At 71.4% G+C, this 12,452-nt stretch carries 11 protein-coding genes; 5 read left to right on the plus strand and 6 right to left on the minus strand.

From position 1 onward, the window contains the following. Nucleotides 1-169: 169 nt before the first annotated feature. Entirely contained in the window at nt 170-913 is a 744-nt protein-coding gene (locus FL344_RS05495) for a PP2C family serine/threonine-protein phosphatase (RefSeq protein WP_141617779.1), read from the plus strand. 6 nt (nt 914-919) lie between these two features. On the opposite strand, the gene FL344_RS05500 is transcribed toward FL344_RS05495, so the two are convergent. Beyond that, a complete protein-coding gene (locus tag FL344_RS05500) occupies nt 920-1,519 on the minus strand; it encodes a hypothetical protein (protein WP_228558098.1) in 600 nt (199 codons plus the stop codon). 251 nt (nt 1,520-1,770) lie between these two features. Between FL344_RS05500 and FL344_RS05505 the strand changes: the two genes are divergently transcribed. Beyond that, nucleotides 1,771-3,600 (plus strand): methyl-accepting chemotaxis protein, encoded by a 1,830-nt coding sequence (locus FL344_RS05505; protein WP_141617780.1) that lies wholly within the window; start codon nt 1,771-1,773, stop codon nt 3,598-3,600. 5 nt (nt 3,601-3,605) lie between these two features. Here FL344_RS05505 and FL344_RS05510 read toward each other — a convergent pair whose 3' ends face one another. The 3 genes from FL344_RS05510 to FL344_RS05520 form a co-directional block, all read right to left on the minus strand. Then, a complete protein-coding gene (locus tag FL344_RS05510) occupies nt 3,606-5,165 on the minus strand; it encodes a PQQ-binding-like beta-propeller repeat protein (protein ID WP_228564802.1) in 1,560 nt (519 codons plus the stop codon). A 139-nt stretch (nt 5,166-5,304) separates the two neighbouring features. Continuing rightward, nucleotides 5,305-6,066, minus strand: coding sequence for an SDR family NAD(P)-dependent oxidoreductase (locus FL344_RS05515; protein ID WP_141617782.1), 762 nt, complete (start codon nt 6,064-6,066; stop codon nt 5,305-5,307). A gap of 137 nt (nt 6,067-6,203) precedes the next feature. Then, complete coding sequence (locus FL344_RS05520; protein WP_141617783.1) at nt 6,204-7,061, minus strand: DUF2058 family protein; 858 nt, start codon at nt 7,059-7,061, stop codon at nt 6,204-6,206. Between the two features lie 105 nt (nt 7,062-7,166). Between FL344_RS05520 and FL344_RS05525 the strand changes: the two genes are divergently transcribed. Together FL344_RS05525 and FL344_RS05530 are read left to right on the plus strand one after the other, a co-directional pair. Further along, nucleotides 7,167-8,201, plus strand: coding sequence for a hypothetical protein (locus FL344_RS05525; RefSeq protein WP_194862999.1), 1,035 nt, complete (start codon nt 7,167-7,169; stop codon nt 8,199-8,201). Between the two features lie 227 nt (nt 8,202-8,428). After that, a complete protein-coding gene (locus FL344_RS05530) occupies nt 8,429-8,776 on the plus strand; it encodes a hypothetical protein (protein WP_020477748.1) in 348 nt (115 codons plus the stop codon). An 18-nt stretch (nt 8,777-8,794) separates the two neighbouring features. On the opposite strand, the gene FL344_RS05535 is transcribed toward FL344_RS05530, so the two are convergent. Further along, the gene (locus tag FL344_RS05535; RefSeq protein ID WP_194863000.1) at nt 8,795-10,315 is read right to left on the minus strand and encodes a peptidase M3; all 1,521 of its coding nucleotides are present in this window, start codon (nt 10,313-10,315) and stop codon (nt 8,795-8,797) included. 173 nt (nt 10,316-10,488) lie between these two features. Here FL344_RS05535 and FL344_RS05540 point away from each other — a divergent pair, with 173 nt between their 5' ends. Further along, the gene (locus FL344_RS05540) at nt 10,489-11,421 is read left to right on the plus strand and encodes an RluA family pseudouridine synthase (protein ID WP_141617786.1); all 933 of its coding nucleotides are present in this window, start codon (nt 10,489-10,491) and stop codon (nt 11,419-11,421) included. A 4-nt stretch (nt 11,422-11,425) separates the two neighbouring features. On the opposite strand, the gene FL344_RS05545 is transcribed toward FL344_RS05540, so the two are convergent. After that, complete coding sequence (locus FL344_RS05545) at nt 11,426-12,445, minus strand: glycosyltransferase family 2 protein (RefSeq protein WP_141617787.1); 1,020 nt, start codon at nt 12,443-12,445, stop codon at nt 11,426-11,428. Nucleotides 12,446-12,452 lie beyond the last annotated feature (7 nt).

Raw genomic sequence — 12,452 nt, forward strand, 5'->3', positions numbered from 1 at the left:
GTGGAGGGCACTTGCAGCGTCTGCCAGTGGACGGGGGAGGGGTGGTTGTCACGGCGCCGTGGCGGTCCCTTCCCAGGAATCCCCAGAACCGGAGTATCCGTTCCTTGCGTCCGTCGGGGGGAAGGACGCTGGCCTCTCGCTTGCTGGTGGGAGGCCCGAGGAGGCAGTCATGAGAATGGACAGCGCGGGACAGACCCACATCGGTCGGCGGACGCACAATGAGGATGCGTTCTGCGTCGCACCGGAGCTGGGGCTGTTCGTCGTGGCGGATGGGCTGGGCGGACAAGAGGGGGGAGAAGTCGCCAGCCGGTGTGTCGTGGACACCTTCGTGGGCTTTGGCCTGCGCCTGGGACAGGACCGGGATTCGACGTGGCCCACGGTGCCGGACCCTCGCCGCAGCCGTGAAGAGAACCTGTTGGCGGCGTGCTCGGCGCTGGCGCAGCGCAACCTCCAGGCGCAGCGCGTGGGCCGGTTGCGGGAGATGGCGTCCACCGTGGTGGCGTTGGCGGTGAGCGAGCACGGCGCGGCGGTGGCGCACGTGGGCGACAGCCGCCTGTACCGGCTGCGTGGCGGAAAGCTGGAGTCGCTCACGCGCGACCACTCGCTCATCGAGGAGCTGCGGGACGCGGGCATGGAGCCGCCGGGAGGCTCGGGCAACTTGCGTCACCTCATCACCCGCGCGCTGGGCACGGAGAACGCGGAGCCCACCGTGCAGCGGCTTCAGACGGAGCCGGGTGATGTGTTCCTGCTGTGCTCGGACGGGCTCTATGAGCCGCTGGGCGTGGAGGGCCTGATGAAGCGCCTGACGATGTCCTCCGCGCGCGAGGTCTGTGACGCGCTGGTCGCGGACGCCTACGAGGCGGGCGGCAAGGACAACATCACCGCGGTGGTGCTGCGCGTCGCGGAGGCGTGAGGCGCGTCAGAAGCCCACGCCGAAGGAGAGGCTGGCGGACGGCAGCCACGTGTTCCCGGGCTGGATGAGCTCGGGAGCGTGGGGCATCCACGCCAGGCTGAAGTTGAAGTCGCCCACCAGCTCGAAGCCCGCGGCCAGCGGGCGGAGGAAGCGCAGCCCGAGGCCCCCCTCGGGCCCTGCCGTGGCCACGCGGCGTCGGTCGGTCCCCTTGAACTGGAACCCTGGGTCGTCGCTGCCCACCTGGGCCTCCGCGAAGCCCCCGGCGAGGAAGGGCTGGAAGGTGCCCCAGCGCTCCACGTCGAAGCTGGCCAGCCGCAGCTTGGCGCGGAAGTGCGCCACCTCCGGCTCGGGGTCGCCGTGCAGGAAACCGCTCCCCGTGCCACAGCTCTCCACGGACAGGAACGCCACGGGGGACAACTCCAGACACAGGTCGGGCCGGCCATTGCCGTTCGCCGTGGAGCCACCCACGCGCAGGTTGCCGAAGTTGCGCGTCGTGTGAGGTGGCTCGGCCTTCGCGCGCGCCTCTCCGGCGGCCTCCTCCGCGCGAAGTCCGCTGGGCGCGAGGGTAAGCAGGGCCAGTGCCGCTGGAATGGAGGTCGAGCGCATGACACGCACGCAATCGCGCCGCTTCCACACCGGTCAATGCAACGCCAGGGTGAGTGTCCATGGCCCCGCGCGCGTCGACGCCGAGGACGTAGGTGCATGGCATCGGTGTAGGTCTCGATTTGTGTCATGCGAGACAGGCTGCCGGGTCATTCCTGCCACCTGTTGTTCCTCGCTCAACAGCAGGGCGCGGTCGCGGTAGGCTCGCCATCCCCCACTGGGCGCCCCCCGCCCATCCCCTGGCCTTGTCGCGAATGACGCACAGCCTTGCCGCGCGCCTGACCGCAGCGCTCTCCCTTGTCATCCTCTGTCTCTCCACGCTGAGCGTCGCGCTCACGGGCGTGTCGCTTCGGACGTGGTCGCACGAAGCCGTCACGTCCCGTCTGGCGCAAGACGAAGCCGCGTGGAGCCGCGTCCTGTCCCAGGAGGTGCGCTCGCTGACGGCCCTGGCCCGCGTCGCCGCGGCCAGCACGCCCTTGCAGACCGTGCTGTCGAGCGGCTCCGAGGGAGGAGAGCATCTCGAGCCCTCGCTGCGTGCGCAGCAGTCGCTCCTGGGCGTGGACCTGCTGCTCGCGGTGGACACCGCGGCGGGTGTGCGCGTGGGCACGCCACCCGGTGCACTGTCGGGGATGGAGGCCCTGGTGAAGGAGGGCGGCGCGCGCATCATCCTGGTGGATGCGGTGCCCCATCAGGCCGTGGCGCAGCCCGTGATGACGGCCGAGGGCCGCACCGTGGGGTACGTGGTGCTGGGGCGGGTCCTGGGCGAGGTGGAGCTCCAGGCGCTGCGTGACGAGCGCGGTGTGGAGGGCGTGTTGAACGTGGGCGGGAAGCCGGTGGCGCACGCGCTGAGCGCGGTGCCTGATGATGCGTTGCTCGCGGCGCTGGAGGGGAAGGGCCGGCCGGACGAGGTGTCGGTGAATGGCGTGTCGTTGCGGCTGCGCCGGGTGGAGATGGGGTCGGGCGTGGAGCTGCTGCTCACGCGTGACGGTGGGAAGGAAGCGGAGCAGTTCCGTGCGTCGATGCTGCTCGTGGTGCTGCTGGGCCTCATCGTCACCGCGGCGGCGGGCACGGCCATCTTCCTGCTGGTGCGGCGGATGATGGAGCCTCTGCGCGAGCTGACCGTGGCCACCACGCGGATGGTGTCGGAGGGGGATTTCCGAGGGACGCTGGCGGTGCGCTCGAAGGATGAGATTGGTCAGCTCGCCAGCTCGTTCTCCGAGTTGATGTCGCAGCTGCGCGAGCTGTTGATGGCGCTGCGCCATTCGGCCGAGCAGCTCGAAACGGCGTCCACGCACCTCACCGAGTCCGCGTCCGTCCAGAACGAGGCGGTGTCGCAGCAGGCGGTGGCGCTGCATGAGACGCAGATTGCGGCGCAGCAGCTCCAGGAAGCCTCGCGCGCGGCGGCGCGGCGCGTGGAGGTCATTCTGCGGGAGGCGGACAAGGCCAGTGGCTTTGGCGAGGCGGGCGAGGCCGCGGTGTCCGGCAGCGTGGGTGGGCTCACGCACATCCGGTCGCATGTGGAGCAGATTGGCCGCACCGTCGCGGAGCTGCACCAGCGCACGCGGCAGGTGGGTGACATCACCCGCACGGTGAAGGACCTGGCGGACCAGTCGAACGTGCTGGCGCTCAATGCTTCCATCGAGGCGGCGCGCAGTGGTGATTCGGGCCGTTCCTTCGCGGTGGTGGCACGGCAGATGAGGTCGCTGGCGGACCAGTCCGCGGGGGCGACCACGCGCGTGCAGTCCATCCTGAGCGACATCGGCCGGGCCATCTCGCAGACGGTGAGCACCAGTGAGGGCGGGGCGCGCGAGGTGGAAGGTGGCCTGGAGCAGGTGCGCGCGGCGGGCGAGAGCCTTCGCTCGCTGGCGGGCATCATCCAGAGCAACGGCAAGACGGTGCGCAGCATCGCCGAGGCCGTGAGTCAGCAGGACGCGGGCATCGCGGAGCTGTTTGCCGCGCTCAGCTCGATGGCCGACCTGGCGGACCAGATTGTCGACCGGATGGCCGCGAGCGAGCAGTCCGCCATCCAGCTCTCCGCGGCGTCCGCCGAGCTGAGCGCTATCGTCGGCCGGTACCAGCTCTAGCCCGCTTATCGGCCTGGGGCTCGCGCCTGAGCCGCCGCGCCAGTGGGCTTCGTCTGGCCCGAGCGGGCATTGCCGCCGCCCGCGCTCACCCAGCCGCTGGAGGCAGGCTCATCGGGCGCCGTCATGTCGAAGGCGCGGATGCTCAGCCGCTGCGTCCAGTCATTGCTGGCATTCCAGTTCGTCCACGCCCCCAGCACCACGCGTCCCCGGTGTAGCGCGGGCGGGGTGATGTACGGCGCCTTTCCCAGCAGCGCGCAGGCGGACAGCTCGTTCCCGTCCTGGTCCAGCTCCCGCAGGAACGAACCGAGCGCGGCATCCTCACCGGTGCAGGCGTGCTCGCCGCACGTCTCGGCCACGGGCCGGTCCACCAGCAGCAGCGAGCCACGCTGGGTGAGGAGCGGTGACATCGGCCAGGTGCCCACGGCCCGGTGCCAGCGCACCGCGCCGCTCGATGGGTCCAGCCCATAGAGGAACGTGCCACCCGGATGCGTGGTGGTGGGGCAGCCCTCGGTGGTGCACCGCATGTCGGGCAGGACCAGGAGCCGGTCCGCCTGCATCGCCGTGCGGCCGAAGGTCGAGCTGGAGCGGCCCAGCGAGTAATAGAAGGACTCAGCGGAAGCAGTCGCCAGCGTGGCAGTCGGCGCTCCCGTGGCCGCGTCCACCAGCTCCGCGCGGCCCAGCATCAATGTCCCTCCGTCCACGGCCGTGGGCTCGAGCACGCCCGTGCGCTGCGTCCGCCACCGGAGCTGCCCATCCGCCGCGTACGAGAAGAGCTCCGTCCGTTGCTCCAGGACATCGGAGGCGCCGCCGTAGACGTTGCCCTCCGTATCCACCACCAGCGGCGCATGGACGGGCGGCACGGGCTCCTTCCACGCCACCGCGCCGGTCTCCGCGTGCACCGCGACGAGCAGGTCCTCGGCGCCCGCGCCTCCAAACGTGTCGTGTACCAGCGCAATCAGATAGGGCGGGCTGAGCACGAGCGATTCGATGCGAAGCCCATGGTGCGCCTGCGGGTCTTCGTCCTTCACGGCCCCCAGCGACACGCTCCAGCGCTCCTGTCCGGTGGCGCTGTCCCGAGCGGAGAGCAGGGCCAGCCGGCCCGTGACGAAGAGCTGTCCCCCCGCCACCGTGTGAACGCCCCAGGCTCCCGGGGGCGGAAGGTCACGCCGGTAGCGCTCGGTCCCTTCAGAGGTGAAGGAGACGAGCTGACACGCCAGCTGGCTCGGGTCCTTGTCCACCCAATAGCTGCTCTCGCACTCCGTCCAGTAGGTGTGCCCGTCCCCGTCCATGGTCCCCCGGAAGTCCACTGTGCGGTTCCACGCCGCGTCGTAGCTCCACGCGAGTCGCGCCGTGCCATCCGGTCCGGAGCACGCCGCCGATGTCGCCGGGGGCGGCACCTGCGGCTCCGGTGTGGGCTCCTGCGGAGCGGGCGTCTCGGCTCCGGGGGTGGGCGTTCGCGTCACATCCGCGGGTGTCTCGAGAGTGGGCGCCGCTCCGTCCTCCACGGACGACGAACAGCCCACCCACAGACACGCGCCCAGCACCATGCTTCGCAGTCCACTCACGCCCACCTCCCGATTGCTGGCCACCGCGCGGCTTGTCGCCGGGGTGGTCGCGCACAGTGGGGATGGGATTCCCGCTGCGCAACGCACCCGGCCACGGGTGGCGGCCGGGCAGGCAGTCAGGCGGAATCGGAGTGAAGTCTCAGCCCAGCTCGCCACCGTCGATGGCGTACGCCGTGCCGGTGATGCCGCCCGCCGCGTCCGACGCGAGGAACAGGCACAGCGCGGCGACCTCCTCCGGCGTGATGATGCGGCCCATGGCGTTCATGGACGCCAGGGCCTCGCGCGCCTGCTCCTCGCTGCGGCCCGTGGAGGCGCTGATGGCCGAGGTCGCACCGGCGAACATGTCCGTCTCCACCCAGCCCGGATTCACGATGTTCACCGTGACCTGCTTCTTCGCGTACTCCACCGCGAGCGCGCGCGTCAGGCCCAGCAGCGCATGCTTCGACGCGCAATACGCGGACGTGTACTTCACGCCCCGCACCGCGGCCATGGAGCCGATGTTGATGACGCGTCCGCCGCCCGCCTGGGCCATGGCCGGCATCAGCTCGCGGCAGAGGAGGAAAGGCGCCGTCACGTTGACGGCCATGACGCGGGCCAGGTCCTCGGTGCGCGTCTTCGTCAGGGGCGCGGAGACGGTGATGCCCGCGTTGTTCACGAGCACACGCGGAGGACCCTCGGCGAGGATTCGCTGGCTCGCGGCAACCAGCGCCGCTTCGTCGGCCACGTCCACCGCGAGCGGCCGGATGCGCTCGCCGCCTTCCTGCCGGAGCGACTCCAGCGTTTCCGTCGAACGCGCCAGGGCCCACACGTCATGGCCCGCCTTCGCGAAAGCCAGCGCCACCGCGCGGCCAATGCCCCGGCTCGCGCCCGTTACCACCACCGTCTTGGAGGTCGTCGTCATGAGACCAGCCTAGCGCCGGGCCCTCATGCTGGCAGCAGGACGTGCCGAGGCCGCGTGGCGCTGCCGTCACGGGCGGCATCGCCACCCTCCCCACATCCACGAGGGGCGGGGAGGGTGGGAAAACGCAGGTGTCCGGCTCAGCCGTTCTGGGCTTCTTCGCTGCTGGCCTTCGGCTCGGTCGGGGCCGCCTCGCCCTCGGGCGCAGTCTCAGCCGAAGCCTCGGCCGCGGCCTCAGCCTCGGACCCGCCTTCGGGCTCGTCGGGCAGCTCGGGCGCGGTGCCCGCCGCCTCGGCGGCCTGCTGGGCCTTGAGCTCCTCGTCGTTCATGAAGCCGACGGGGTTCTCCTTGCGGTTGAGGAAGCGCACCGACTTCTTCGACAGCGCGAACATCTGCTCCGCCGCCGACGAAGGCACCAGCGAGTGCTCGATCTGCGCGGGCTCGGGACGCTCCACCACGCCCAGCTCGCCCTCCTCGAGCTGCTTCGCCTGCGCGGGGCTCAGCTCCAGCCGGCGCAGCTTGCCCTTGCGGGTCATGAAGTAGAACGCCGTCTCGCCCGCCTCGACGGGGACCTGGGAGCCCAGCACCAGCTCGCGCAGGGCGCGGTCCAGCTCCACCTGCCGCTTGGACTCGGCGCGCTGGTAGGCCTTGGAGCCCGGCATGGGGGGAAGCTTGGGGATGGCCCGCTCCGCCGCCGCCGCGGCCGGCCGCCCGTGCTGGGGACCTCCGCCGTGCCGGGGAGCACCCCCGAAGCCGCCGCCAGGGCGTCCACCGCCAGGACGTCCGCCACTCGGACGGCCTCCACCCTCGCCTCGGGGCGGGCCGCCTGGTGTCCGGTTGTCATCACGGCGGGGGGGAGGACGGTTGCCGCCTGAACGGCCGCCCTCCTGGGGTCCGGGCCGCCGGGCTTCCGCCTGGCTGGGCTTCGTCTCCACCTTCTTGGCCTGGTCCTCGGTGACGAGGCCCGCCTTCAATAGCTTGTCGCGCAGGTTCTGCATGAGTTGGGCGTTCTATCCCTTGCACGGCCGCACGCAAGCCACTGCTTGCTGCTCGTGTATGCCCCACGTAACTTGCCGGCCTTGTCGTACCCTCCCGGAGGAGTCGTGAGTCGTCTGAAAAAGTCCGCCTTCACCCTTGCCGTGGCGCTGGCCGCCGCCGGCTGCTCGGACCCGGTCGACAAGGCGGCCAAGGCACGCATCTTCTCGCCGGAGGACCCGCCCAAGGTGGTGGCGTCCGCGAAGGAAAAACTGCCCCCCGAGGACGTCGCGGACAACCCCCAGGTGGCGCGCCGCATCCTGGGCATGGACGCCGCCGAGGTGACCGAGCGTCTGGGCCCCCACCGCTACCAGGCGACGCTGGGGTACGAGTGGACCTCCGAGGCCTCCATCCCCGTGAAGCTCACCGAGACGCGCACCTTCCGCGCCGGCCCGGGCGGGGTCAGCGGGGATTTCCACGGCGTGCTGGAGAACTCCCGGGACCAGGGCCTGGAGGTGATGCGGGTGGGTGGGCAGGTGTTCGCCCGCAATCGGTACGGCCCTTTCCGCCAGCGCCTGCGCGACCGAGGCATGGCCGAGCGCACCCGCGCGGAGCTGACCGGCGCCATCCGCGACTTCGACAGCCTCTTCCAGGGGCGCATCAAGCTGACGCCCGAGGGCACCGTCACCCATGAGGGCCGCACGGCCTGGCGCTACGTGGTGACGCTGGCCCCCGCCGCCCAGGCGGACGCGTCCCGGCCCCTGCCGCCCATGCCCCAGGCCAAGAAGGGGGGCGCGGACGAGACGACGGTCCGCCGGGCCAACTTCTTCGCCCACCGCCTGCCGCGCTCGCTGGACGGCGAGGTGCTGGTGGATTCCGCCACCTCCGTGGTCCTCAAGGCCCGGCTGGACGGGCGCATGGGCGTGCCCGGCGACAAGACGCCCGAGGCGGCCGAGCTGCGCCTGACGCTGGAGGCCGCCCTCACTGAGGTAGGCAAGGACCCACGGCTCCAGCCGCCCGAGGATTTCCTCCCGGACGCGGACAAGCCCCAGGGCATCGCCGACGCGCTCGACGCCTTCGGTATCCAGCGCAAGAAGCCCTCGGACTCGGATTCGGCCAGCCCGGAGGCGGCCCCGGAGCCCGAGGACGAAGAGGGCACCTGACACGTGGTTCCGGCGCCCTTTCCGGGCGCCGTTGCCTGGTGAACGGCTGGCCGGGACTCCGGGGTATCCCGGACGGCGGTGGTGGGAGCGGCGCTACATCTCGGCAGCGAGATGTTGGAAGAAAATTTGCGCTGACTCTTGCGTCCTCTAGAATCCTCGACGGTTGCGGCCCGGACGCGTCCGACATGCTCGGATGTTCAGCGGGGCTTCACAGCAAGGGAGCGGCGATGGAGCGCAAGGTCGGAAGTAGCACGGTGACGGCCAAGGAGGTCAAAGCGGCGCTGGAGAAGGCGCGCACGCTTTCGGCCGAAGAGGAGAAGGTTCTGCGTATGCGCCACGGTGCTGGCGCTTCCAGCACCCGTGCACCGCTGCCCCGTGCCGCTGGTGACAACCAGGAGCTGGGCGACGAGCTGCTCCTCATCGAGATGCAGCTGATGAAGGCGATGCGCGCTCGTGCGGGTGGCAAGCCCGCGGCCACCGCCAGCAGCAAGCCCGTCGCCGCCACGCGCGCGCGGGATGCCGCCGCCAATCCCACCAAGGACAAGATTGTCCGGGCGCTCCGCAAGAAGAAGTAGTCGTCTCGCGGGTGTCCCCTACCGGTTGAGGATGGCCACGAGGCGCTCCCCGGCCTCGGGCAACGCCAATGGCGTGCCTGACGTCTCCGTGGCCAGTCCTTCCGCATCGTCAGTGCCCCCACGCGCGTACAGCCCCTTCAACCAGGCGGCGGCCGCGGGGTTCCTCCAATAGTCCTCGTTGAACTGCTCCGTGATGCGCGCGGTGAGCTGGGTCTCCAGGGCCCAGGACCGAAGGTAGTGCGCCACGTACAGCTGCGGGTCCACGTCGTGGAGGAAGAAGCCAGGGTGTGGCTCGACGAAGAGCGCACGGCGCTGCCCGTCGGCGTATTCGTCCGCGCGTTCCGTGGAGGCGCCCCGCTGCGTGAGGGACAGCTCGTAGGTCAGCTTGGCCGCGTGACGCCGCAGCAGCGTGAGGGCCTGGAAGGCGGCCAGTCGCACCGTGTCCCGCGCGGCCACGGTGGGCAGCCCGAGGTAGCGCTTGAGCCACTCGGGGGACAGGAGCAGCCGTTCGAAGACGGCGGCGTGGGCCTCCGTCACGGATGCGTCGCCCAGCCGGCGCAGCTCCATGGGCAGCGTGTCGGAGACGTGGGCGCGGTGCTGCGCGTGGCCCATCTCATGGAGCAGGCTGGCCAGCCCGTCGATGCCGCCGCGAGGCTGGAGCACCAGGCGGATGTCGTCCGGCACGCGCACCACGGCGACGAAGGGGCGCGGTGATTTGCCGGGCCGGGCCTCGTCGTCGATGCGGATGCGGCCTCCGGCGTTGGGCGTCAGGCCCCACTCGCCCAGCCAGCGCACCACGGCGGGGAAGGCGTCCTCGCGCCGGAAGAGGCCGTCCATCCACGGGGCCTGGAGCGCGGCCTGCAGGTCATGCCTGCGGGCCTCTCCGCCGGGCAGTGGACGCAGCAGCGGGTCCACCTTCTTGAGGACGTAGGCGAGCACGTCGCGGTACGCGTCCTCCGTGCGCGCGAGCAACGTCGCGGCGGACTCGGCCAGCCTGGCGAAGTCGATGCCGGTGACGTCCTGGCGCAGGGCGGGGTAGTTCTTCGCGCCCAGCTGCTCCGCGGTGTGCAGGGCCGCATCGCGCCGGTCCCCGTAACGGGTGCGGTTCTGCCAGAGGAACTCGCCGGTGGCGCGCTCCAGCAGGGCGCGGCGGCCCCGGGCGGACTCGTGGGGAATGCGGCCCAGCGCCTCGCCGAAGGAGCAGGTCTGGTCGTCCGCCATCAGCCGGGCCTCGGCCTCCAGCGAGGCAATGGCCTCCACGTGACGGGCGGCGAGCGCGTCCTCGACGTGCGAGGCCACCAGCTCACGCACCAGTCGGATGCGGCGGACGGTGAGGGGCTCGTTCTTCGATTGGGCCTTGGCGAGCGCCTCGTTGGCGGCGGCGAAGGTGTCCGGAGACGACAGTTCGGGGAAGGAGGCGTGGAGCTGGCTGGGGGAAACATCCAGCGCGAGCCCGGCGCCTTGCCGGTAGTTCAGCGTGGCGAGCTCGGCGAGGAAGTCGTCCAGCCGCGTACGGACGGAGTGCAGGGGACGGTCCATGGGGGCGCGGAAGGTAACAGGAAGCGGGCGGCGCGAAAGGGCCATGCGCGCGTAGAGTGCCGCCGCATGACATCTGCGGTGGACACAGGGATGGGGGGCGGCGTGCCGGGGCACGTGGCGCATGGCGCGGGCTCGTACGCTGAGGCTGTCCGCCCGGTGGGTGAGGTGGCGGCATGAAGCGCCGGACGTTCCGGGTGGAAGGGGCGTTGGTGGGGAAGGCCGTGGCCCGCGCGGTCGCGGATGAATTGGGACTGCCCGAACCGGGGGCACGGGGGCTGGTGGAGGTGGGCGCCGTCTACGTGGCGGGCAAGCGGAGCCGGGATGCGAATGCGCGGCTGACGGCTGGGCAGGTGGTGACGGTGGTGTTGGAGGAGGGCGGGCAGAGCCCCCTGTCCGAGGCGCCCCCCGCCCCCGAGCTGCGTGTGCTGTACGAGGACGCGGACGTCATCGCGGTAGACAAGCCGGCCGGCGTGTCCGCGCAGCCCACCGAGGGGCGCGTGGGGGACAGCCTGGTGGACCTGGTGGGGGCGAAGCTGGGACGCCCCGCGGGGTTGGTGCACCGCCTGGACCGGGAGACGTCCGGCGTGACGGTGTTCGGGAAGACGGCGGAGGCCACGTCGGCGCTGGCGGCCGAGTTCCGGGAGGGACGGGCGCGAAAGCGCTATGTCGCGGCCACCGGGCCGGGTTTGCCCCCGTCGGGCACGGTGGACCTGCCGCTGTCCAAGGACCCGTCGCGCCCTGGCCGCTGGCGGGCGACCCGGGCGGCCAATGGTGTCCCCGCGCTGACGGACTTCCACACGCTGTCATCGGGGCCGGCGTTCTGCGTCGTCGAGCTGCTGCCGCACACGGGCCGGACGCATCAGCTCCGCGCGCACCTGACGGCGCTGGGCGCTCCGATTCTGGGGGACTCACGCTACGGCGGCGCGGCCCGGGCGGAAGGCGTGGAGGTAGCGCGGTGCTTGCTGCATGCCCAGGCGCTGGAGCTGGGACATCCGCGCACGGGCAAGCTGCTGCGCATCGAGGCGCCGGTGCCGGAGGACCTGATGCGGTTCTTCCTGGCCGCTGGCGTGCCGGCGCCCTCGGGCGCCATTCGTGGCGCCGACTGAGTCCTCACGCCGCGCAGGTGAAGTCGCGGCCCTCCACCCAGCCCCGTCCGATGAGGTCCTCGCGAATCTCCGCGCGGGCCCAGCGGACGCCCACGCACACCAGCAGGTGTCCATCCCCGGGGGCGCCGAGCTCCTGGGGGGAGATGACCGGGATGCCATGGATGCGCGTGCCCACCTTGCGAGGGTGGACCTCCACGTAGCGCCGCACGCGGACGCCTTCCTGGTGGAGGAAGTGCGTCAGCGTCTTGCCGCTCGGGCCCGCGCCCCACACCGTGCAGGGGCGCCCGTCCGCCAGGGGGCCACGGCCTCGCATCAGGTAGCGCGCCTTCGTCCACAAGAAGCGCTTGACGGCATAGCGCGGGTCCGTGCGTGTCATCCGCCCGTCGCTGTCGCGCCAGCGAAGCAATACCTCGGGCAGGTTGCGCAGCCCGAAGCCCCGGTCCAGCAGCTCCAGCCACAGCGCGTAGTCCTCCGGGAAGTCGCCGTCCTGCCAGCCTCCCGCGGCCACCAGGGCGTCCCGGCGCAGGCAGACGGAAGGGTGGCACAGGGGGCTTTCGATGAAGCGCTCCCGGTCGAGTCGCTCTGCGGTGGTCAGCCCGCTGAGCCACGTGGCATAGGCCTGGAGCGAGGGGCTCACGGGTTTGTCATCCCGGAACAGCTCCACGGCTGTGCCCACGCCGGCCAACCCGGGTTCCGCCTCCAGGGCGGTGAGGCTTGCCTCCAGGCGTTTGGGAAGGGCTTCGTCATCCGCGTCCATCCGGGCGACGTAGGGGGAGGTGGCTTCACGCAGCGCCAGGTTCAGCGCCGCCACCAGGCCACGGCCTCGGCCGTCAAGGACTTCCACGCGGGAGTCGCTCGCCGCCAGGTCGGTCAGCACTTCACGCGTACCGTCCGTGGAGCCGTCGTCCACCGCGAACACTCGGAGGTCGCGGAAGGTGCCCGTCAAGAGGCTGCGGACGGCGCGGGCCACGGTGGCTTCGGCGTTTCGCGCGGGGAGGAGGACAGTAACAGCCGGAACGGGCATCGTTGTG

The organism is Myxococcus sp. AB036A (genome assembly GCF_006547355.1).
In the GTDB taxonomy this organism is placed as follows: Bacteria; Myxococcota; Myxococcia; order Myxococcales; family Myxococcaceae; genus Myxococcus; species Myxococcus virescens.